Source organism: Stenotrophomonas sp. YJH_SMC_138, assembly GCF_059369855.1.
In genome coordinates this window covers 93,162-115,176 of record NZ_JCAFTB010000009.1, presented here as the reverse complement: position 1 = coordinate 115,176, position 22,015 = coordinate 93,162, and the positions used below count along the sequence as shown (strand labels likewise).

Here is a 22,015-nt window from a genome sequence, read left to right as displayed (position 1 = left end):
GAAGCTCCTTCGCGTCGGGTGGCACCGGCGGTCTATCCGCCAGTGGGAAAGCGGGGCCGGTCAGCCGCGGCCGAGGAAGTACTCCAGGATGTGCAGGTGGTCTTCGAACAGCTGCGGGCCCATGTCCAGGGCCTCACTCACCGGTATCCAGCGTGCCTTGTCGGCATCGTCGCCGCCGCGCACCGGCGGCAGCTCGCCGGCCGGAAACTCGAAGTGGAAACCGTGGGTGATGGTGCGGCCACGCTGGCTGCGGTCCGGGTGGTCGAACACCTGCTGGCCCTTCAGCGACCCCTTCAACACCGGCAACGGAATCTTCAGGCGGGTTTCCTCGCGCAGTTCGCGCAGGCAGCTGTCGAGCAGGCTCTGTTCCTGGCCGACGAAGCCGCCGGGCAATGCCCACAGCCCCTTGCCGGGTTCCGAGCGGCGACGCACCAGCAGCACGTGGCCCGAATGCACCACCACCGCATCGGTGGTGACGAAGGTGGGCGCGTAGGGCGCATCCTTCCAGGCGGCCTTGTACTGTTCGATGAAGCGGTACTCGGCCACCAGCTGGCCATACGCAGGCGCGCTTTTGCGGAACGCTTCGAGCATGTCGTACACCGGCGCCGGCACATTGCCACGCAGCATCAGCAGCGCGCCGTGGAAGTCGACGTCGCCGGCCTCGAACAGGTAGCGCCGCAGCTCGGTGGCCGACAGGGTGGCGGTGTGCTGCACGTCCACCAGCGGCCACTGCGGGAACTCGCGCAGGTAGTAGCTGGACGCATCCTTGTCCATGCCGATCAGGCCCACCCTGGCATCGGCGGCGGCACCGTCGTTGCGCAGGGCGTCAGCCACCTGGCGCTGCACGTTGGCGATCCACTGTGCTTCGTTGTACAGGTGGTCACGCAGCGGGCGGATCAGCAGACGGTCGGTGTGGCCGTCGAGGGCCGCCTGGATCATCACGGCGCGTTCGGCCACGGTCCAGGGATTGCGGAGGCTGCGGGGGGTATCGGCAGAGCCGACCAGGAAGATCAGCTTGCGGGCCCGGCTCAGGGCCAGGCGGGCAACGGCGGCGTGGCCGTTGTGGAAGGGCTCGAATCGCCCGATGAAGACGAGATAGTCGAATTCCATGAGAATCCCTCATGTCGTTGTGGCAGCCGCGGGTCTGTCCCTTGGCTTGCTGCAGATGCTACGCCGATGGCGGGGCGGGTCAAGCCTGCAGCCGTGCTTTCTGCTGAACGGCGCATTGCGTGCGCGGACTGCGCCGTTGTTCTCAGGCCCTGAGAAGCCCCTGCGCCATACTGCAACCCACGCGGCGGACGGCATGCTCGGGGGCAAGACAGTGGCGGACAAGTACTGCGATCTGGTCATGAAAGGCGGCATCACCAGCGGCATCGTGTACCCCAATGCGGTACTGGCGCTGGCCCGCGAGTATCGCTTCAAGAGCATCGGCGGCACTTCAGCCGGCGCCATTGCGGCAGCGGTGGCGGCTGCAGCGGCCTGCGGCGATCGCCGCCAGCAGGCCGGCGAGCAGCTGCCCGGCGATGCAGGCTATGGCGGGCTGTCGGCGGTGTCGGCACAGCTGTCCCGGCGCGGCTTCATCTACAGCCTGTTCCAGCCGGCGCGCGGCGCGCGCGCGGCCTATCGGCTGCTGGTGGTGCTGACCGGCAATGCCCGCCTGCCGCACAAACTGCTGTGCCTGGCCGTTGCGGTATTCGAGATCGCGCCGCTGGAAGTGCTGGTGTCGCTGGCGCTGCTGCTCGGCCTGGGCTGGTGGGGCGGTGGCTGGAGCGGCGTGGCCGCCACGCTGCTGCCATCACTGCTGTGCGCCTACGGTGCGGGTGTGGCCGGTGCCGCGCTGCGGGTCGCGCGGGTGGCGCGTCGCAACCTGCTGGGCCTGTGCAGCGGCCTCAGCCGCGATCCACGCAGGCCGGCGCTGACCGAGTGGTTGCATGAATGCCTGCAGCAGCTGTCCGGCAAGCCGCTGGATGCACCGTTGACCTTCGCCGACCTGCACGATGCGCCGCGCTACGCCGGTGAGCCTGACAGCCCGCATGCGATCAGCCTTCAGATGATCACCACCTGCGTATCGCACAACGAGCCGCGCACGCTGCCACTGGGCGGCGCGCAGTTCTGGTTCCTGCGCGAGGAGTTCGAACAGCTGTTTCCTGCCAGCGTGGTGCAGTGGCTGGTGAGCCAGGCCGGCCCGCCGCTGGAGGTGGACGGGCGGCAGTATTACCACCTGCCGCAGGGCCCGAAGCTGCCGGTGCTGGTGGCCACGCGCATGAGCCTGAGCTTCCCGCTGCTGATCAGCGCGGTGCCGCTGCATGAACCCTCACGCCGCGAACGACGCTGCGAACCGACCGCCGCTGCGGCCGACCAGGAGCACAACGTTGCCGACAGCATGGAAGGGCTGACCAGTGCCGGGCAGACCTGCGGCCCGGTGATCACCGCCTTCCGCATCTGCTGGTTCTCCGATGGCGGCATCAGCAGCAACTTCCCGATCCATCTGTTCGACGCCGCCCTGCCGCGCTGGCCGACCTTCGCCATCAACCTGGTCTATCCACAGCACGCCGAAGCGGTGAGCCAGGGCAGCGGCGGCCGCCAGGCGCTGGAACATGCGGTGTTCCTGCCCACCGAAAACCGCCACGGCTGGCAACGGCATTACCAGTCCATCGCCACGCCACTGGCCGCAGCCGAGTTGGGTCGTTTCCTGTTCGCGGTGGTGGCGACCATGCAGAACTGGCGCGACCTGCTGCAGGCGCGCGCACCGGGCTACCGCGACCGCATCGTGCACGTCAGCCTGCAGGGCGACGAGGGTGGCATGAACCTGGACATGCCGCAGGACGTGCTGACCCGCATCGCCGACAAGGGCAGCCTGGCCGGTGCTCGCTTCTGTTCGTTCTCGTTCGAGAACCACTACTGGATCCGCTGGCGCAACCTGGCCTCGGCCTACCAGCGCTACACGCTGGAAGTGGCGCGCACCGATGATCCGGCGCAGCAGGTGCTGGCCTACCGCGCGGCGTACGCGATGGTCGCCAGCGGTCAGCCGACGCCACCGTCGTACAAGCTGGGCTCGGAAGACAAACGGCTGGCCTCGCAGCAGTTGTGGGGCTTGATGGTCGAGCAGGGCCGCACCTGGGAGGACCTCGGCCCGGACCTTACCGACGGCGCACCGCGTCCGCTGCCGCAGATGAAGGTGACCCCGATCTACTGAGCCGGTCCTGCGGTCGAATCGGGGTCAGATCCGTTTCCGCAGGAAAACGGATCTGACCCCGCAGTGGTTGCTGCTCTTGCCGGCCAGCGGCCGGCGCTACCACGGGTGCAGGGCGCGGCCCTGCCAAACCCGCCCTATCGCCCCGGCAACTGCGCGAACGCGCGCTGCATGCAGTCCTCGCGCGGGCACACCCGGCACCCCGGGCCGATCGATACCGAATTGCCCGGGCTCTGCACATCCAGCCCCAGTGAATACACCAGGCGTTCGGCATGCTGCAGGTCGCAGCCCAGCGCCACCGCGAAGGTCTTGCGCGGTTGGCCATGGCCGACCGGGCCACTGCTGACCTGCCGCGCCAGCCAGAAATGGCGGCGCCCATCGGGCATGCGCGCGGTCTGGGTGAGGATGCGACCGGGCTGGTTGAATGCCTCGTAGACGATCCACAGCGGGCACGATCCACCCACCTGCGAGAAGTGGAAATCGGTGGCCGAATGGCGCTTTGAGACGTTGCCCGCCCGATCCACGCGAATGAAGAAGAACGGCAGGCCGGGCGCGCTGCGCCGTGCCAGCGTGCTCAGCCGGTGGCAGACCGCTTCGAAGCCGACGCCGAACTGGTGCGCCAGCAGTTCGATGTCGTAGCTGCTGGTTTCGGCTGCACGCAGGAAGCGCATGTACGGCATCACCAGCGCACCGGCGAAATAGTTGGAGAGACCGATCCGCGCCTGCGCGATGCGTGCCTCATCGGTGAACCCGGCGCGCGCCACCACCGCATCGATCTGCGGCAGGTAGCCGTGCAGGGCCAGCTCGGCCGCCATCTGGAACGCCTGCTGTCCGGGCTCCAGATAATCGGGCAGCCACAGCCGCCGCGCACCGGCATCGTAGTGCCGCTTTTCGCGCCCGGCCTGCAGTGCGGCCACTTCCACCAGCACGCCATGGCGGTCGGCCAGCAGCTGGCGCAGCCGCGGTGCCACATGCCCGGGCGACAGCCCCCATTCGGCGAACAGCTGCTCGGCCAGCTCGTCCAGCTCGGGAATGTGGTTATGCATGCGGTTGAAGAACTCGCGCACCTGGTCACCGGCGGGCAGGGTGCTGCCGGCGCCGGGCTCGCCCAGCTGGAACTCCAGTGCGGCCGCGTGCTCGCGCAGCGCCAGGTGACGACGGTGCAGGTCCAACAGCGCGCGGCTGACCTGCGGCAGGTTGCCGGCCAGGGCGCGCAGTTCGGTCGCGCTGACCTCGGCCAGGCCCAGGTCGCGCAGGGTTTCGCCCAGCGCCTCCTGCAGGGCGGCGGGCTCATCGTCATCGAACAGCGAGGAAACGTCGCCCAGCACCTCTCCCAGCTTCTTCTGCACCGCCGGTGTCAGTGGGCGCTTGTTGCGCTCGATCTGGTTCAGGTAGCTGGCCGACAGCCCCAGCGCACGCGCCAGATCGGCCTGGCTGTAGCCGCGCTGCTCGCGCAGCCGCAGCAGGCGCAGGCCGAGTTGCCGCTGGGGAGCTGAATAATTCACAGAATTAACAGGAATCGTGGGGCGCGTTGGCCAGATTAAGCGGATTCAGCCCGGAAATCGAGCCGGGTGCTGTGAATAATGCCAAGCATCTTTCGCACCCTGTGGGATTGTCGTCATGACTGTTGCAGCGCCCCGTATCCGCATGCTGATCGATGGCCAGTTCGTTGAATCGGCCACTTCCCACTGGCAGGACGTGATCAATCCGGCCACCCAGGACGTGCTGGCCCAGGTGCCGTTCGCCACCACCGGCGAAGTGGACGCCGCCGTCGCCGCCGCCAAGGAAGCCTTCAAGACCTGGCGCAAGACCCCGATCGGCACCCGCGCGCGCATCTTCCTGAAGTACCAGCAGCTGATCCGCGAAAACATGAGTGAGCTGGCCCACATCCTCACCGCCGAACAGGGCAAGACCCTGCCGGACGCCGAAGGTGATGTGTTCCGCGGCCTGGAAGTGGTCGAGCACGCCGCCGCCATCGGCAACCTGCAGCTGGGCGAGCTGGCCAACAACGTGGCCAATGGCGTGGACACCTACACGATTATGCAGCCGCTGGGCGTGTGCGCTGGCATCACCCCGTTCAATTTCCCGGCGATGATCCCGCTGTGGATGTTCCCGATGGCGATTGCAACGGGCAACACCTTCATCCTCAAGCCGTCCGAGCAGGACCCGATGGTCACCATGCGCCTGGTCGAGCTTGCCCTGGAAGCCGGCATTCCGAAGGGCGTGCTGAACGTCGTCCACGGCGGCGAGGAAGTGGTCAACGCGATCTGCGACCACCCGGACATCAAGGCCGTGTCGTTCGTCGGGTCCACCCGCGTCGGCACCCACGTCTACAACCGCGCCTCGCTGGCCGGCAAGCGCGTGCAATGCATGATGGGCGCCAAGAACCACGCCGTGGTGCTGCCGGACGCCAACAAGGAACAGACCCTCAACGCAATGGTCGGTGCCGCCTTCGGTGCCGCTGGCCAGCGCTGCATGGCGGCTTCCACGCTGGTGCTGGTCGGTGAAGCGCGCAACTGGGTGCAGGACCTGGTGGCCAAGGCCCAGACCCTGAAGGTCAGCGCCGGCACCGTGTCCGGTACCGACGTCGGTCCGGTCATCTCCTGCAGCGCCCGCGAGCGCGTGGAAGGCCTGATCGCCTCGGGCGTGGAGCAGGGCGCCAAGCTGGTGCTCGATGGCCGCAAGCCGCAGGTCGATGGCTTCGAGAAGGGCAACTTCGTTGGCCCGACCATCTTTGCCGGTGTCACCACCGACATGCGCATCTACCAGGAAGAAATCTTCGGGCCGGTGCTGGTCATCCTCGAAGCGGAAACGCTGGAAGAGGCCATCGCGATGGTCAACAGCAACCCGAACGGCAACGGCACCGCACTGTTCACCCAGTCCGGCGCTGCCGCGCGCAAGTTCCAGGAAGACATCGACGTCGGCCAGGTCGGCATCAACGTGCCGATCCCGGTGCCGGTGCCGCTGTTCTCGTTCACCGGTTCGCGCGCCTCCAAGCTGGGTGACCTGGGCCCGTATGGCAAGCAGGTGGTGCTGTTCTACACCCAGACCAAGACGGTCACCGCGCGCTGGTTCGATGACGAGACGCTGAGCCACGGCGTCAACACCACGATCAGCCTGAAGTAACGGCAGGAGCAGCCATGAGCCACTCGATGACGACGGAACTGGAAGAAGCGCAGCAGGCGTACCGCGAGGCGGCGCGCGACTTCGCACAGGCTGAACTGGCGCCGCACGCCGCGCGATGGGATGCGGAGGGCATCTTTCCGCGCGAGGCGATCGCCAAGGCCGGTGAGTTGGGCTTCTGCGGTCTGTACATGGACCCGGAAGTGGGCGGCAGCGGCCTGAGCCGACTGGACGCCGCCGTCGTCATCGAGGAGCTCGCCAACGTCGATCCGTCGACCGCGGCGTACATCAGCATCCACAACATGGCCTCGTGGATGGTGTCCAGGTGGGGCCAGCCAGCCCTGCGCGATGCGTGGGGCACCGATCTGTCCTCGGGCAACAAGCTGGCCTCGTACTGCCTGACCGAACCGGGCGCCGGTTCCGATGCGGCCTCGCTGAAGACCACCGCCGTGCGCGATGGCGACTTCTACGTGCTGAACGGCTCCAAGGCCTTCATTTCCGGCGCCGGTGCCACCGAGCTGCTGGTGGTGATGGCGCGTACCGGCGGTGCCGGTGCCGGCGGTGTCAGCGCCATTGCGGTGCCGGCGGACCTGCCGGGCATCAGCTTCGGCCGCAAGGAAGAGAAGATGGGCTGGAACAGCCAGCCCACCCGTGGCATCACCTTCGAGAACGTCCGCGTGCCGGTCAGCCACCTTCTGGGAGAGGAAGGCGGCGGCTTCAAGCTGGCGATGAAGGGGCTGGACGGCGGCCGCATCAACATCGCCGCCTGCTCGCTGGGTGCCGCACAGGGTGCACTGGATGCTGCGCGCCGCTACATGGGCGAGCGCCGCCAGTTCGGCAAGGCGCTGGCCGAGTTCCAGGCGCTGCAGTTCAAGCTGGCCGACATGGTCACCCAGCTGGTGGCTGCACGGCAGATGGTGCACACCGCCGCACGCAAGCTCGATGCCGGTGCCAGCGATGCCAACGTGTGGTGCGCGATGGCCAAGCGCTTCGCCACCGATGCCGGTTTCAACGTCTGCAATGAAGCGCTGCAGATCCACGGGGGCTACGGCTACATCCGCGAATACCCGATCGAGCGCCTGCTGCGTGACTGCCGCGTGCACCAGATCCTGGAAGGCACCAACGAGATCATGCGGGTGATTGTTGCCCGTCACCTGCTCAACACCGAAGAGGAACTGCGATGAAGGATTGGCGTACCCAGGAGCACGTGGGCCTGAAGGTGGAGGTGGATGGCCACACCGCCGTGGTCACCCTGAACAACCCGCCGGCGCATACCTGGACCGTGCACAGCCTGTCGGCGCTGCGCGACCTGGTCGGCGCGCTCAACGCAGACCGCGACATCTACGCGCTGGTGATCACCGGTGACGGCGAGAAATTTTTCTCCGCCGGTGCCGACCTCAACCAGTTCGCCTCCGGCGACAAGACCGCTGCACGTGAGGCCGCGCGCCGCTTCGGTGAAGCCTTCGAAGCGCTGTCCGGTTTCCGTGGCGTGTCGATCGCCGCGATCAACGGCTACGCCATGGGCGGTGGCCTGGAGTGCGCGCTGGCCTGCGACCTGCGCATCATTGATGACCATGCCCAGGTCGCGCTGCCGGAGGCCACCGTCGGCCTGCTGCCGTGTGCCGGCGGTACCCAGAACCTGCCACGCCTGGTCGGCGAGGGCTGGGCCAAGCGCATGATCCTGCTGGGTGAGCGCATCAATGCCGAGACCGCGCTGCGCATTGGCCTGGCCGAAGAAAAGGTCGGCAAGGGCGAAGCCAAGGCGCTGGCGCTGGAATGGGCGAAGAAGGCCGGCAAGCAGAGCCCGACCAGCATCGCCGCCTGCAAGACCCTGGTGCAGTCCACCCGCACCGGCACCCACGCCTCGGCGCTGGTGGCCGAGCGCGAAGCCTTCGTCGACCTGTTCGACACCGCCGACCAGGTCGAGGGCGTGACCGCCTTCCTGGAAAAGCGCCCCGCGCAGTGGAAGAACGCATGAGCACGGATACCGCTGCCGACGACGCACCGGTGCTGTTCGAAGAGCGCGTGGCCGGCAACGGCACGCGCATCGGCATCGCCACGCTCAATGCGCCGCGTACGCTCAACGGTTTCTCGCTGCCGATGGCGCACCTGCTGCTGAAGCAGCTCAACGCCTGGGCCGACGACGATGGCATCGCCATGGTGGTGCTGCAGGGCGCCGGCGAAAAGGCGTTCTGTGCTGGTGGCGACCTGCACAGCCTGTACAAGGCCATGGTCGCCTTCCGTGAGGCCGGCCACAGCGACATCCGCCAGAACGCCTATGCCGCCGAGTTCTTCGACGTCGAATACCGCGTCGATTACCTCATCCACACCTACACCAAGCCGATCCTGTGCTGGGGCCACGGCATCGTGATGGGCGGCGGCATCGGCCTGATGTCCGGCGCCAGCCACCGTGTGGTCAGCGAACGCTCCAAGCTGGCCTTCCCGGAAATCACCGTCGGCCTGTTCCCTGATGTCGGTGGCAGTTGGCTGCTGCCGCGCGTGCCGGGCAAGGGTGGCCTGTTCCTGGCCCTGACCGGCGCACTGCTCAACCCGGGCGATGCCATCTACGCCGGCCTGGCCGACGTGCACGTGGCCGAAGAACGCCGCAGCGCGGTGTTCGATGCGCTGCTGCAGGTGGCCTGGTCCAATGACACCGCACACAACCACGAACGCCTGACCCATCTGCTGCAGTCGCATGCCAGCGATGCCGCCACCGGTCCACTGCTGGCCCACGCGGCGCAGGTCGATGCGTTGTGCGAAGGCGATGACCTTGAAGCCATCGTGGCGCGCATTGCCGGCCTGCAGACCGACGACGCCTGGTTGCAGGCGGCTCAGAAGACCCTTGCTGCCGGTGCACCGGGTTCGGCACGGTTGGCGTACGAACTGCAGCGCCGCAGTGCCGGCCAGGACCTGGCCGCGATCTATCGCCTGGAGTACATCGTCGCCCTGCATTGCGCCGCCCATGGTGATTTCGCCGAAGGCATCCGCGCGCTGCTGGTCGACAAGGACCGCAATCCGCAGTGGAACCCGGCCACCCTGGCCGAGGCCACCGGCGCGTGGGCAGACACCTTCTTCGCTTCCCCCTGGGCCGACGCCGCGCATCCGCTGGCCGACCTGGGCACTCCCCTTGTTGAAAGGAGCCTTGCATGAGCCGCATTGCATTCATCGGGTTGGGCAACATGGGTGGCCCGATGGCCGCCAATCTGGTCAAGAACGGCCACAGCGTGCGCGTGTTCGATCTGGTTCCGGCCGCGGTGCAGGCCGCTGTCGACGCCGGCGCCAGCGCTGCATCGTCGGCGCGCGACACCCTGGCCGATGCCGAAGTGGTGATCTCGATGCTGCCGGCCAGCCGTCATGTCGAAGGCGTGTACCTGGGCGACGCCGGCATTCTTGCCGCGATCCCGGCCGGTGCACTGGTCATCGACTGCAGCACGATCGCCCCGGCCAGTGCCCGCAAGGTCTCGGAAGCGGCCGCCGCGCGTGGCCTGCAGATGATCGACGCGCCGGTGTCCGGCGGTACCGCCGGCGCCCAGGCCGGCACCCTGACCTTCATCGTCGGCGGCGAGGAAGACGCGCTGGAACGCGCACGCCCGGTGCTGCAGGCGATGGGCAAGAACATCTTCCACGTTGGCGCCAGCGGCGCTGGCCAGGTCGCCAAGCTGTGCAACAACATGGCGCTGGGCGTGATCATGGCGGTGACCGGTGAAGCCATCGCACTGGGCGTGGCGCACGGGCTGGACCCCAAGGTGCTGTCGCAGATGATGGCGGTCAGCACCGGCCGCAGCTGGGCCACCGAAGTGTGCAACCCGTGGCCGGGCGTGCTGGAGAATGCGCCGGCCTCGCGTGGCTACAGCGGCGGTTTCGGCAGTGATCTGATGCTGAAGGACATGGGCCTGGCGGTGGAAGCGGCGATGAGTGTCGGCGCTTCGATTCCGCTGGGCGAAGTGGCCCGCAATCTCTACTCGATGAACCACCAGGCCGGCCGCGGCAAGCTGGATTTCTCCAGCGTCGTGCAGCTCATCACGAGCGAGAAGTGACCTGGTAGTGCCGGCCGCTGGCCGGCAACCTCATGCCCCCGTGCGGGACAACGGAGGTGGGATGGGCGGATGTTCGGTTTCGACCGGCATCCGCCCATTTTTTTGGGGGTCGGATCCCTTTCGCAACGCGAAAGGGCTCTGACCCCATATAGCCGTGCGGGCCTGGGATGGGGTCAGAGCCCTTTGCCGGTGGCAAAGGGATCCGACCCCGGCGCCGCATCAGGCAACGATCAGCGTTACATCAATGTTGCCGCGGGTGGCGTTGGAGTACGGGCACACGATGTGCGCCTTCTGCACCAGTTCTTCCACCTGCTCGCGCGGCACGCCCGGCACGTTGATGGTCAGCTCGGCCTCGATGCCGAAGCCGGTCGGGATCTGGCCGATGCCGACCTTGCCGGTGACGGTGGTGTCGGCCGGCAGCGCGACCTTGGCCTGGCCGGCCACGAACTTCAGCGCGCCCAGGAAGCAGGCCGAGTAGCCAGCGGCGAACAGCTGTTCCGGGTTGGTGCCCGGGCCGCCGGCACCACCCAGCTCGCGCGGGGTCGACAGCTGGATGTCCAGCACGTTGTCGGACGAGACGGAACGGCCTTCACGGCCGCCGGTGGAGGTGGCCTGGGCGGTATACAGAACCTTTTCGATGGACATCGGGATGCTCCTGGTCAGTGGGTGGGTACTGCTATGGAGCCTACTTTGCCCGGTTTCTGCGTACGTTGGGTTGCAGTCCGTACGAAAAACTTGATTGATCGTCCTGTTGGCCTAGATCGTCCACTCGCGGTCGGTGGTGAACATGATGGTCAGCCAGCGGTCCGGCGAGGCCTCGCCCAGCGCATCGCCGATCTCGTCGCGCAGCTGGTCCCATTCCAGCAGGGGCCGCGGCGGGTCGTCCTCGCGTACCACGAAGAACAACTCGATCTGCTCGCCACGCCCCACCTGGGCGACGTAGCTGCGATGCTCGACGAAGCCATGCTTGGCCACGATCGCGCGTGCCACCGCGTCCACGTGCGCCTGCAGTTCCGGCGGGGTGACCAGCAGGATGCCGGCCAGCGCCCGGCGCACCGTCCCGAGCGGGGCGATCATCACCAGCACGCAGACGAAGGCAAGGATGGCCGGGTCGATGTACGGCCCGACCCAGGCCAGCGAGGTGCCGCGCACCAGTACGCCGCCAAGGAAGGCCAGCAGGTAGCAGGCCGACATGCTGGCGGCGATCACCCAGTTCTTCGCGTCCAGCGCGATGAACTCCGAACCGATGCGGCGGTTGGCGCGCAGCACGAACCAGGCCAGCGCACCTTCGCCGATGATCGACAACCCGGCGAAGGCGATGGCTGGGCCGAGTGCGATGTGGCGGCCGCCGGACATCAGCGCATCCACCGCATTGACCAGCGCATACAGTGCCGCGCCGATCATCAGCGTGCCGCTCACCCCCAGCACGATGGGCTCCAGGTGCCAGAAGCCCATGGTGAAGCGCTGGTTGAGCCGCGACTGCAGCGCGTCGGTGCTGGTGGACAGTGCGATCAGACGCGCGACCAGCAGTGACAGCCAGGTCATCACCACATCGATCAAGCCGTAGATGCCATCGAAGATGATCAGCGAGGAATTGGCCAGAAGACCAAATACCACCGCAGCGGCAGCCAGCAGCAATGAGCCTGCGATGGACAGGCGCAGCACGCCTTGTTCGGTACGCGCATCGAAGAAGCGTTCGGTGTTGGCAGGCATGCGGGAATCCAGCGGGAAATGGGCTGCGGAAGCAGCGCGTTGCCATTCTATCCAGCCTGCGGCACGTCGCCATGACCACGCCCGCACAGCGCCTGGAAAAGTCACCAGACTGGTAACCGTTTGCGGATTGACGGGTGCACACCCGAAGCGTATCGTTTGTACCACGATGACATAGAAGCCTCCGGTGACCCCGGGGGCTTCTTTCGTTTGCGCCGTCGCGCGCTGCGAGGTCACCGCCACCGGCCCTGACGTCCCCGTCGCAGCCGTTCTGTTTTCCGCCCCGATCCTGCCTTTCCCGCGCCGTCCTGGTGATCGCGTGGGGCGCCGCCGTGCGCGCAGGATCGGGGCACTCCACATCCATCAACGAAGGAGGATTCGATGCCCCTGCTGACCCTTGAGCAGTGCCGCGCGCACTGCCGTATCGACGGCGATTTTGACGACGCCATCCTGGGTGACCTGCTGGCCGCAGCCAGCGATGCAGCCGCGGCCTATCTGGGCCGCGAGCTGTACGCCGACCAGGCCGCGCTGGACCAGGCGCTGGACCAGCTGCCGCAGGACATGGCGGCGGCGGTGACCGGGCATGAAGCCGCGGTTGCCGCCGCCAATGCCGAGACCAACGCGGCCAAGGCCAAGGCCATGCGTGATGTGGCCGATCGCCGCCTGGCCGTGGCGACCGCGCGCAGTGCGCGCCTGCTGCAGGGCATGCCGGTCAACGACAGCACCCGTGCAGCGGTGCGCCTGTTGCTGGGCCACCTGTACGCCTATCGCGAAGCCGTGGTCGTCTCTGCGCAGACGTTCGATGCACCGGCAGGCGCCGCTGCCATCGCACTGGAGCTGCCGTTCGGCGTGGCCGCGCTGCTTGATCCGTACCGATCGGCAGCAACGCCATGAACGCCGGCCACTTCAATCGCCGCATCCGCATCGAGCGCCAGGACGGCCAGCTCGATGCGTGGGGGCAGCCGCTGGACGCCTGGCAGCCGGTGGCAGAACTGTGGGCCGCCATCATCGCCGACCGCGCAGACAGCGTGCAGCGGCTGACGCTGGAAAGCCGCCTGCCGGCAACGATCCGGCGCCAGCGCTTCCATGTCCGATTGGCAGCCGCACGACAGGCAGGCATCCAGGCCGGCATGCGCATCGTGCATGACGGTCGTGTTTTCAACATCACCGGCGTTGCGCCCGACTTCAGCCGGCGCCAGACCACGGTGCTGCTCACCGAACAGTCTTCAGGCATCGCCTGAGCGACGCCAACCAGGACACCGCGATGAGTTACGAAGCACAGCTGCACGCGCTGCTGGCCCCGCTGCTGCAGGGCCGGCTGTATCCCGACCTTCCGCCGGAACCGGTCATCTATCCGTGTGCCGTCTACCAGCAGATGGGTGGACAGTCCGTGTGGTTCAACGAAGGTTCCATTCCCGAACAGAAGCACGCTCGCGTGCAGCTGACCGTCTGGGCAGACAGCCGCGCCCAGGCCAACACCCTGATCCGCAACATCGAGGATCAGGTATGCGCAGGATTGCCGACCGCCGAATCGTTCGGCGCTGCAATTGCCGTGCATGAGCCGATGCTGCACAAGTACGGCGCGCGGTTCGATTTCGGCCTGTGGTACGTCGACCCGTAAACCGCATCACCCGTGCAACACCCCAGCCCGGCATTCGCCGGGCTTTTTTTTATCCAACGAGGAAATACACCATGGCACTCAAGCTTCCCAAGGGCACCCAGTTCGGCTTCGCACCGGTCGTCTCCACCGCGATCGCTACCAGCGCGATCTCCAAGGCTGCGCCGGCGCTGGCCAGCGTTGCCGCCAACAGCGTCGACACCGGCGATGTGGTGGTCATTGAACTGCCGGGCTGGCCGGCCCTGAACAACCGCGCCACCCGCGCCGGTGCTGAAGCCACCGGCAGCGTTGAACTGCTGGGCATCGACACCACCGATACCGTGCTGTTCCCCGGTACCAGCGGTGCCGGTGTACTGCGCAAGGCGGGCGCCTTCGTCGACCTGGACCAGCAGGGCGACCCGACCACCGCCGGTGGCGAGCAGCAGTACTGGAGCGGCACGCTGCTCGAAGACCCGACCGGTCGCCAGGTTCAGATGCCGACCTTCAAGAACGCCAAGACCATCACCCTGCCGCTGTTCTACGATCCGAAGAAGCCGTGGTATTCGGCACTGAAGAACGCTGACGCCAAGGGCGAGCCGGTGATCCTGCGGGCCAAGCTGGTCGGCGGCGACGTGCTGTACTGGTACGGCTACCTGAGCTACAACGGCGACCCGACCATGGCCGCCAACACCCCGATGGGCACCACCGCGACCTTCACCGCGCTGGCAGACTCCATCCTGGTCGAGGGCGCCTGATGTTCCAGGTCAAGGCGCCGGAGAGCTTCAAGAGCACCCTGACCATCGTCGGTCACGGCCGCGAGCAGAAGCTCAACCTGACCTACCGGCACCTGTCGGTAGCCGACTACGCCAGCCTGCTGGAGCGTCTGGGCGATGACACGTTGAGCGTGGCCCAGGCCATCCTGGACATCGTGGTGGACTGGGATGCCGATGTGGCGCTGGACACCGCCGGCGTCGAGCTGGCGCTGCAGCAGCAGGCCGGCCTGGATGGCGCCATCATCGGTGGCTACACCCAGGCCCTGCAGGTCGCACGCAAGGGAAACTGATCGAGGCGGTGGGGGCCCTGTACTGGCGGGCCCCCACCGAGTCCGAGCTGATGAAGCTTGGATTGAAGGCAAAGCACTTTCCACCACCGCAGGTCGAGCTGTGGCCGGAGTGCGTGCTTCCCATCGAACTTTTTTCGCGGGTTGCCACCCAGTGGCGCGTCGGCGCAGGTGGCCCGATCGGGCTGGATTACAACGTGGTCTACCGGGAGCTGGAGCGCGAAGCGCTCGACGGCGACCAGCATGACGAGGTGATGGCGGCCATCCGCATCATCGAACGCGCTGCCTTGGAGCAGATGCAACAGGAATGAGCCGGCCATCGCGGCAATGCCGATGGCCGATCCCGGCTCCGCCGAAGCGGAGCCGACTCTCCCGAGGAACACTCAATGAGCACTACATCGCCTGGCAGCACACGGACCACCGTGGAGGCCAGCAACGCATTGGAAACGGCCATGCAGGCAGCAAGGCGCGGCATGACCGAGATGACCGGCACCACACAGGAGTTCCAGCGGCAGCTGGAGAAGATCAACACGGTGCAGCAGGCCTTCAATGCCGTGCTGACCACCAGCGCATCATTGGTCACCGCACTGTCCACGCAGCTGACCGCCCTGAACACGCAGCTGCAGGCGGCGGCGAAGGCAGGAACAACCGCAGCGGGCGCGGACGCCGGCAAGGCTGCAAAGAAGGAAGAGAAGGCCCAACAGGACGACAAGGGCCTGGCAGGCATCCGCAAGGGCCTGGGCGGCGCGCTCGGCGACTATATCGGCAAGACCGAAAACACCGCCACGGCTGCCAAGAAAGCCTTCGACAAAGCATTCACCGGCGCCGACGAAGCGTTGAGGAGCTTCGTGACCACCGGCAAGTCCAAGTACAAGGAACTGGCCCAGTCCATCCTGTCCGACCTCAAGATGATCGCCGCACAGCAGGCACTGGTCTGGGGGGCGAGGAAGATCGCCGGCTTGATGGGGGTCGACCTGACGCCCAAGGATGCAGCGACGGACGCGGCGGCGGTGGCTGCAGGCGTGGCGACTGCCAAGGACGCCAAGGCCGGTGATGCCAAGGCGGGCGAAACCAAGGACGCCAAGGACACCAAGGGCACCACAGGACTTTCGGGGTTCCGCAAGGGCTTCGGCAGCGCGCTCGGCGAGTACATGGAAAAGACCGAGAACTCCGCCAAGTCCACCCAGGATGCCTTTTCCAAAGCGTTCACCGGCGCAGAGGCGGCACTGCAGAGCTTCGTGAAGACGGGCAAGTCCAACTACAAGGATCTGGCCAAGTCGATCATCGCCGATCTAAAGATGATCGCCATCCAACAGGCAATCGTCTGGGGCGTCAAAAAGATCGCGGGCCTGTTCGGATATGGCACGGGGGTGGAGGCCAACGCCAACGGTGGCGTCTACCAGTCGCCGAGCCTGTCGGCCTATTCCGGCGGTGTCTACAACACTCCGCAGCTGTTCGCCTTCGCCAAGGGCGCCGGCGTGTTCGGCGAAGCGGGACCGGAAGCGATCATGCCGCTGCGGCGCGGGCCGGACGGCCGCCTGGGTGTGGCCGCGCACGGTGGCGGCGGTGGCGGCGGAGTGGGAGTCAGCATCCGCATCGACAACAACGGTGGCAAGGAAGTCACCACCAACGAAAGCATGCTGCAGCAGTTCGGCAACGAGATCGGCCAGTTCGTGGAACGCAAGTACCGCGAGCTGCAGAGTCGTGACCTGAAGGCAGGTGGTGTGCTCAGCAGGAGTGCCATGCAATGACCGACACCTTCACCTGGCCGGCAACCAGCCAGAGTACTGGAACCACCACCGCCGCCGTGAAGCGCGCGAAGTTCGGAGATGGCTATGCGCAGGCCGCTGCCGATGGCCTGAACGCCACTTCACGCAGTTACCAGCTGCAGTTCGTCGGCAACCGCAAAACGATCAACGAGATCGTGACCTTCCTGGATGGTCATGCCGGCCGCAGCTTCCTGTGGAAAGGGCCACTGGGGCAGGGGCTGTACATGTGTGATTCCTACACCGACAGCCATCTCGGCGGCCAGGTATCGACCATCACCGCCACCTTCGAGCAGACCTTCCACGCGTAGGCATGAGCATGGATCTTCAACGGATCGACCTGGATACCATCCAGCCCAACGGAAAGCGTGGGGAGACCCAGCGGCCGGCCTTCACCAAGATCAACCAGAACTTTCAGGATGTTGCGTTGGCGCTGGAGGGAATCCCTGGTGCCATCGCAGACTCAGTCTCGGGAAAGAACCGTTTGATCAATGGGAATTTCGAGCTCTGGCAGCGTGGGGACAACTTCACCGCCGCCGCTGCCTACTGTGCAGACAGATTCTTTGCACAGCAGGGAGGGATGGACGGAGCAGTCATATTCAAATCACCCGTTGCCCCGGGCGATTCGAACTTCCCGAGAAGCCTGTTTACGTTGGCCGCCAATTGCAACGGGAATCACAACGCCGCCGGACACCATTTCCTGTTCGAGCAGCGTGTGGAAAGTGTGCGGACCTTTGCCGCATCGGAGAGCACGCTATCGTTCCTGGTCTACAACGCAGGCACCGCAGGCAGAAAGATCGCAGTCGAGTTCCTGCAGCGCTTCGGAACGGGCGGAAGCCCCACTGTCACGGCGATCCAGCCGGAAGTTTTCACGCTCGCACAGGGCCTGAACCGGATCAGCAAGACCGTCAGTCTTCCTTCCATCTACGGTAAGACGCTTGGCAGTGGCGATGATTCGGTCATCTGTGCGGTATGGCTCTCAGCAGGCAGCGACTTCAACGCGCGCACAGGAGGGCTCGGCGCGCAGGCAGGCCAGTTGTACTTCGGTGAAATGCAATGGGAAGCCGGCGCACGGGCGACCCGCTTCGAGTGGAGATCACCGGCCCACGAGCTTGCGCTGTGCCAGCGCTACTACCAGAAGTCCTTTCCTGTTACAGAGGTTCCCAACAGCAAGAGCAGCTCCGCCGTCCATCGGAACGCCGTGGCCTTCAACAGTGGTACCTGCCGGGTTGTTGCAGAGTTCAAAGGCACGATGCGCAGCACGCCAAAGCTGCTGTTCCATGCAGGCGGAGAAGGTGGTGACATCGGATCGCCGAGCTTCTGGAGGTACTACGACGCCGCGGGCGGAACATGGCGCGCGGGAACGCTGACTAACGTAGTCATGGCAACGAGCCAGGCGTTCATGGCTGACGTAGGCGGTGCGGGCTTCCTGGTAAGCGGCTCTGTTCTACTGGCAGGCCACTACACCGCCGATGCCGAACTCTGAGTGCACTCATGCGTCTGCGGGATCGGGCGGAAAGCCGTGAGATCCGCCCATTGACGGAATGAAAGTACTCAGACCCCGAGCGGACGCCGCCGATTCACCTCGTCCAAGGAGCCAACAATGGCAAGAAAGATCATCGACCTCGATTCCGTTCAACCGAACGGAAAGCGGGGTGAAACACAGCGCCCGGCGTTTACCAAGATCAACGAGAATTTCGCCGAGGTCTACGACGCGTTGACCGAGGTCGCGAAGATCCCGGAAATCGTGGCGAATGCCATCACCGAGCGCGTTCCAGGCAGGAATCTGCTCATCAATGGCGCCCTGCAGTTCTGGCAACGCCGTACATCTGGTCGTGTCGGCACTGGGTCGGGGACGCTGGGCGCGGAAGTGTTCTTCGCCGACCGTTTCACGAACTCGGCGCTGGTCTGCAACCACGACGTACAGCGGGTGGCGTACGACGGGCAGGCCGGATTTCCGGAAGATACACGGTCGATTCTGGTCTGCACCGTATCCGAGGCCATCGCCAGAAGTGGCGCCTGGATGGGGCAGAAGATCGAGGGTGTCCGCAGTGCAAGCGGAGACATCACGATCTCGGTATGGGCGAACTCTGATGCGCCCGGTCGCAGTGTGGGCGTGCGTGTCATCCAGGATTTCGGAACCGGCGGCTCACCCTCGCCGCAGGTGGTGCTGGAAGCCGGTGTGCTCACACTGGGCACCACCGCCAAACGTCACAGCATCACGGTGACGTTGCCGAGTACCCGGGGAAAGGTGCTCGGCAGCAACGGCAACGACCACCTCTACGTAGTGTTCGACCTGTGCGGTGCTGGTCAGAAGGGCGAGCTGGTGGCACAGAACGGCTCGTTCGGCTTTACCCAGTTCCAGGTCGAATCGGGCCGCGCAGCGACATGCTTCGACTGGCGGCCGCCAGGTGTGGAACTGGCGTTGTGCCAGCGCTACTACGAGAAGAGCTACAACCTCGACATCGTGCCCAACACGGCGCACAACGAAGGGCGCGAGGCATTCTCGATCAACTCACCGGGAATGGCGCATTACCAGAGCGTGCGATTCCAGACGGCAAAGCGTGCCCATCCCTACGTGATGATCATCTCGGCCGACAACATCCAGCAGGATGGACACATCGCGGAAGACAACATCTCCCGCGTGCCCTGCCTGGTCAACTACGCCTCGCCTTCCGGGTACGAAGTCAGCTGGACCAACAATCCAGGCCGCTGGGGCGGCTGGTGGCATTGGTGGGCCGACGCCGAGCTTTGATGGGGCGCCCGCAGGGAACAGGACGACAGCAATGACGAGAAAAATCATCGACCTCGATTCCGTTCAGCCGAACGGAATGCGGGGCGAAACCCAGCGCCCGGCGTTTACCAAGATCAACGACAACTTCGCCGAAGTGTATGGCGCGCTGGATTCGCTGGAAAGCGCATTGCAGAGCGCGGCTCCAGGCAGGAACCGCCTGATCAACGGCAACTTCGATTTCTGGCAGCGGGCCACCACTGGCACCACCCAAGGCGGCGAGATCTATGTGGCCGATCGTTGGACCGTGGCAGCGCTGAGCTGCACGCATACCGCAAATCGCGGGGCCAATCTTCCTGCCGGCGGAGCCGCGCCGGAATCGCGCCGTTTCCTCAACAGCGTTGTCTCCAAGGTCAGTGCAGGCAGCAGCGCCTATGTCGCACAGAAGGTCGAAGGGGTCGCCACGCTGTCCGACGGCGAAGTGGTGGTTTCCGGCTTCGCCTATGGCCCGCCAGGAAAACGCATCGGTGTTCGTCTCATCCAGCACTTTGGCACCGGTGGTTCGCCGTCCGCCGCGGTCAGCGTAGAGCTGGGAACCGTGGCGGTCACCGCCGCGTCCTGGACCTATTTCCAGCTCAGTGCGCGACTGCCATCGGTGAAGGGGAAGACGCTGGGCAGCAATGCCGACAGCGATTTCCTGTGGCTGGTGGTGGATCTGTGCGCCGATGCCTATGGCGGTGTCATCTCCGGTCAGAGCGGAGAGTTCTGCCTTGCGATGATGCAGCTGGAGCGCGGCGACAGGGCAACGGCATTCGACCTGCGCCCGCTGGCCCACGAGCTGCAGCTGTGCCAGCGCTACTACGAGAAGAGCTACAACCTGGATGTGCCGCCTGGCACGGCCGATGGCATCGGACGCGACAACCAGTTCTACGACCGCAGCGTCGGCGTTGGCAGCACCTCGCATATCCGGTGTCGCGTCCCCAAGCGGGCCATCCCAGCCTACACGGTCTACAGCGATGTGAACGGGCAGGCAGGGCGCATATCCGGCGCAAGCGGCGGCATCGGCACGGTGACGTCCATCGTATATGCCGGCCAGTCCGGCGCACAGGTCAATTACCAATCCGCCGCAGGCAACTGGGGCTCCTCCTTCCATTGGACCGCCGACGCGGAGCTATGACATGTATCAACTGACCGAAGAGATCGACACCATCAAGTGCCTGCAGACCGGCGCCTTCATTCCACGTGGCCACCGTCTGTGGAATGACTATGAAGCCTGGTGTACGGCAGGCAATGTGCCGGAGCCGGTACCGCCGCTGTTCGCACCCGGCTCGGCGCAGTTCCATCGCTTCATCCGCGGAAAGGCGTGGGAGTGGATGGCCCAGTGTGCCCGCGATCGCGGCTATGACAGCATCGAGAGTTGCTGCAGCTACGTAGGCAGTGCGGTGCCGCGCTACGCGCAGGACGCCATCGCCATGATCGCCTGGCGCGACGGGGTCAACCTCGCACTGGAGACTATTGAGTCCACCGCCGAGGAGACCGCGCCGGACTGGCGGCAGGTCCAGGCGCAACTGCCGCAGCCGGATGCATTCGGCTGGCCTGCCGAGCAGGCGCCGGAAATCCTCGGCGGCTGAGGAGGACGACGCATGGCACGACGCACAATCGACCTTGATACCGTGCAGCCGAACGGAAAGCGGGGTGAGACGCAACGGCCGGCCTTCACCAAGGTCAATGAGAACTTCGCCGATCTCTACACGGATCTGGATGAACTCGAAACCACGGTGCAGGATCTCCGGCGCAGGCAGAACGGCCGGAACCGGCTGATCAACGGTGACTTCAGGTTCTGGCAACGGGGCAGCAGCCGCACTGTGGTGTCGCCTCTGGCGGTGTATGTTGCCGATCGCTTCCAGGTGGTATGCACCGGGGCGGGGCAGGTCGCGGTGTCACGCCGCAGCTTCGATGCCCCGGCATTCGGGGTCACGGGATTCATGAACTGCGATCTCACCGGATCGACGGCCGCGACCGAGGCGTTCGTCACCCAGCCGGTGGAAGGCGTGCAGACGCTGGCGGGAAGTACCGTGACGCTGAGCATGCAGGCATGGGCCGCGACGCCGGGCTGCCGCATCGGCGTTCGCTTCATCCAGACGTTTGGTACCAATGGGTCTCCGGATGTGACGGTCCGGGCAGGCGTCCAGGAGATCGGCACCGCGGCCGCGCTCAGGTACTTCACCGTCGAGTTGCCATCCATTGCTGGCAAGACCGTGGGAGCCAACAGCAAGCTGCACGTCATCGTCGACTTTGCGACACCCGGTGGTTATGGCGGACAGCTTGTCGGCCAGTCTGGGTCCTTTTCGCTGACCTGCATGCAGTTGGAGAAGGGGGCGACACCTACCGACTACGACATGCGTGATGACGCAACCGAGTTGATGCTGTGCCAGCGGTACTACGAGAAGAGCTTCCCGCTGGAACAGGCACCGCAGCTTGGCATGCCGTCACCGCAGGGCGTCGCCGCCGCGTTCCAGGCAGGCCTGGCGCGCAGTGAGCAGATCTCCTTCAAGGTCGCCAAACGCACTGTGCCCGCACTCACGCTCTACTCCAACAGTGAAGTGGCGCCGGCCCTCGGCTACTGGTCGTTGTTCAACGGCAACGGGTGGTCACGCGGAATGGCTGTCCCGCTGTTCCTTCGTCCCGATGGATTCACGCTTCAGCTTGATTTCGGTTCTGGCCTGACGCCGTTCTATGCCTATCTGGTGGGCGGCAACTGGGCGGCTGACGCCGAGATCTGACCCTGGCCGTCAACA

The 22,015-nt window shown here is 65.7% G+C and carries 23 protein-coding genes; 19 read left to right on the top strand and 4 right to left on the bottom strand.

The window, feature by feature from the left end; genetic code table 11:
- Window positions 1–60: 60 nt before the first annotated feature.
- On the bottom strand, window positions 61–1,110 hold the full coding sequence (locus AC5P7I_RS17555) for a bifunctional nicotinamide-nucleotide adenylyltransferase/Nudix hydroxylase (RefSeq protein WP_014645588.1): 1,050 nt from the start codon (window positions 1,108–1,110) through the stop codon (window positions 61–63).
- 193 nt (window positions 1,111–1,303) lie between these two features.
- On the opposite strand from AC5P7I_RS17555, the gene AC5P7I_RS17550 reads away from it, so the two are divergent.
- Window positions 1,304–3,196 carry a patatin-like phospholipase family protein gene (locus AC5P7I_RS17550; protein ID WP_262087940.1) on the top strand — a complete coding sequence of 631 codons (1,893 nt, stop codon included), beginning with the start codon at window positions 1,304–1,306 and terminating at the stop codon, window positions 3,194–3,196.
- 134 nt (window positions 3,197–3,330) lie between these two features.
- Here AC5P7I_RS17550 and AC5P7I_RS17545 read toward each other — a convergent pair whose 3' ends face one another.
- Entirely contained in the window at window positions 3,331–4,698 is a 1,368-nt protein-coding gene (locus tag AC5P7I_RS17545) for a helix-turn-helix domain-containing protein (RefSeq protein ID WP_014645590.1), read from the bottom strand.
- 115 nt (window positions 4,699–4,813) lie between these two features.
- On the opposite strand from AC5P7I_RS17545, the gene AC5P7I_RS17540 reads away from it, so the two are divergent.
- Genes AC5P7I_RS17540 through mmsB form a run of 5 tightly spaced genes read left to right on the top strand, consistent with a single transcriptional unit; the run spans window position 4,814 to window position 10,353 of the window.
- Window positions 4,814–6,319 carry a CoA-acylating methylmalonate-semialdehyde dehydrogenase gene (locus AC5P7I_RS17540; RefSeq protein WP_014645591.1) on the top strand — a complete coding sequence of 502 codons (1,506 nt, stop codon included), beginning with the start codon at window positions 4,814–4,816 and terminating at the stop codon, window positions 6,317–6,319.
- 14 nt (window positions 6,320–6,333) lie between these two features.
- The gene (locus tag AC5P7I_RS17535) at window positions 6,334–7,500 is read left to right on the top strand and encodes an acyl-CoA dehydrogenase family protein (RefSeq protein ID WP_164077535.1); all 1,167 of its coding nucleotides are present in this window, start codon (window positions 6,334–6,336) and stop codon (window positions 7,498–7,500) included.
- Entirely contained in the window at window positions 7,497–8,294 is a 798-nt protein-coding gene (locus tag AC5P7I_RS17530) for an enoyl-CoA hydratase (RefSeq protein WP_262087941.1), read from the top strand. Before AC5P7I_RS17535 ends, AC5P7I_RS17530 begins: the two co-directional genes overlap by 4 nt.
- Window positions 8,291–9,466: an enoyl-CoA hydratase/isomerase family protein gene (locus tag AC5P7I_RS17525; protein WP_164077533.1), complete on the top strand. Its 1,176-nt coding sequence runs from the start codon at window positions 8,291–8,293 to the stop codon at window positions 9,464–9,466. Before AC5P7I_RS17530 ends, AC5P7I_RS17525 begins: the two co-directional genes overlap by 4 nt.
- Window positions 9,463–10,353 carry a 3-hydroxyisobutyrate dehydrogenase gene (mmsB, locus tag AC5P7I_RS17520; RefSeq protein WP_164077532.1) on the top strand — a complete coding sequence of 297 codons (891 nt, stop codon included), beginning with the start codon at window positions 9,463–9,465 and terminating at the stop codon, window positions 10,351–10,353. Before AC5P7I_RS17525 ends, mmsB begins: the two co-directional genes overlap by 4 nt.
- 219 nt (window positions 10,354–10,572) lie before the next feature.
- On the opposite strand, the gene AC5P7I_RS17515 is transcribed toward mmsB, so the two are convergent.
- Together AC5P7I_RS17515 and AC5P7I_RS17510 are read right to left on the bottom strand one after the other, a co-directional pair.
- On the bottom strand, window positions 10,573–10,998 hold the full coding sequence (locus tag AC5P7I_RS17515; RefSeq protein ID WP_004153735.1) for an organic hydroperoxide resistance protein: 426 nt from the start codon (window positions 10,996–10,998) through the stop codon (window positions 10,573–10,575).
- A 111-nt stretch (window positions 10,999–11,109) separates the two neighbouring features.
- Entirely contained in the window at window positions 11,110–12,066 is a 957-nt protein-coding gene (locus tag AC5P7I_RS17510) for a cation diffusion facilitator family transporter (protein WP_014645594.1), read from the bottom strand.
- Between the two features lie 378 nt (window positions 12,067–12,444).
- Here AC5P7I_RS17510 and AC5P7I_RS17505 point away from each other — a divergent pair, with 378 nt between their 5' ends.
- From AC5P7I_RS17505 to AC5P7I_RS17445, 13 genes are all read left to right on the top strand, one after another.
- On the top strand, window positions 12,445–12,957 hold the full coding sequence (locus AC5P7I_RS17505) for a head-tail connector protein (RefSeq protein WP_495222170.1): 513 nt from the start codon (window positions 12,445–12,447) through the stop codon (window positions 12,955–12,957).
- Window positions 12,954–13,304, top strand: coding sequence for a head-tail adaptor protein (locus tag AC5P7I_RS17500; RefSeq protein ID WP_049441813.1), 351 nt, complete (start codon window positions 12,954–12,956; stop codon window positions 13,302–13,304). Before AC5P7I_RS17505 ends, AC5P7I_RS17500 begins: the two co-directional genes overlap by 4 nt.
- A 23-nt stretch (window positions 13,305–13,327) precedes the next feature.
- Window positions 13,328–13,684 carry a DUF3168 domain-containing protein gene (gene gp17, locus AC5P7I_RS17495; protein ID WP_262087943.1) on the top strand — a complete coding sequence of 119 codons (357 nt, stop codon included), beginning with the start codon at window positions 13,328–13,330 and terminating at the stop codon, window positions 13,682–13,684.
- Between the two features lie 71 nt (window positions 13,685–13,755).
- On the top strand, window positions 13,756–14,415 hold the full coding sequence (locus AC5P7I_RS17490; RefSeq protein ID WP_014645598.1) for a phage tail protein: 660 nt from the start codon (window positions 13,756–13,758) through the stop codon (window positions 14,413–14,415).
- On the top strand, window positions 14,415–14,723 hold the full coding sequence (locus AC5P7I_RS17485; RefSeq protein WP_014645599.1) for a phage tail assembly chaperone: 309 nt from the start codon (window positions 14,415–14,417) through the stop codon (window positions 14,721–14,723). The genes AC5P7I_RS17490 and AC5P7I_RS17485 overlap by 1 nt, the downstream gene beginning before the upstream one ends.
- 8 nt (window positions 14,724–14,731) lie before the next feature.
- Window positions 14,732–15,031, top strand: a complete 300-nt coding sequence (locus AC5P7I_RS17480) for a DUF1799 domain-containing protein (protein WP_227863846.1) — start codon at window positions 14,732–14,734, stop codon at window positions 15,029–15,031.
- Window positions 15,032–15,193: 162 nt separating this feature from the next.
- Entirely contained in the window at window positions 15,194–16,471 is a 1,278-nt protein-coding gene (locus AC5P7I_RS17475) for a phage tail tape measure protein (protein ID WP_262219483.1), read from the top strand.
- Entirely contained in the window at window positions 16,468–16,797 is a 330-nt protein-coding gene (locus AC5P7I_RS17470; protein WP_049441818.1) for a phage tail protein, read from the top strand. The genes AC5P7I_RS17475 and AC5P7I_RS17470 overlap by 4 nt, the downstream gene beginning before the upstream one ends.
- 2 nt (window positions 16,798–16,799) lie before the next feature.
- A complete protein-coding gene (locus AC5P7I_RS17465; RefSeq protein ID WP_262087944.1) occupies window positions 16,800–17,972 on the top strand; it encodes a hypothetical protein in 1,173 nt (390 codons plus the stop codon).
- 117 nt (window positions 17,973–18,089) lie between these two features.
- Complete coding sequence (locus AC5P7I_RS17460) at window positions 18,090–19,241, top strand: hypothetical protein (RefSeq protein ID WP_262087945.1); 1,152 nt, start codon at window positions 18,090–18,092, stop codon at window positions 19,239–19,241.
- A 31-nt stretch (window positions 19,242–19,272) separates the two neighbouring features.
- Entirely contained in the window at window positions 19,273–20,394 is a 1,122-nt protein-coding gene (locus AC5P7I_RS17455; protein ID WP_262087946.1) for a hypothetical protein, read from the top strand.
- Window position 20,395: 1 nt separating this feature from the next.
- On the top strand, window positions 20,396–20,848 hold the full coding sequence (locus AC5P7I_RS17450; RefSeq protein ID WP_262087947.1) for a hypothetical protein: 453 nt from the start codon (window positions 20,396–20,398) through the stop codon (window positions 20,846–20,848).
- A gap of 12 nt (window positions 20,849–20,860) precedes the next feature.
- Window positions 20,861–22,000, top strand: a complete 1,140-nt coding sequence (locus tag AC5P7I_RS17445) for a hypothetical protein (protein WP_046428063.1) — start codon at window positions 20,861–20,863, stop codon at window positions 21,998–22,000.
- Window positions 22,001–22,015 lie beyond the last annotated feature (15 nt).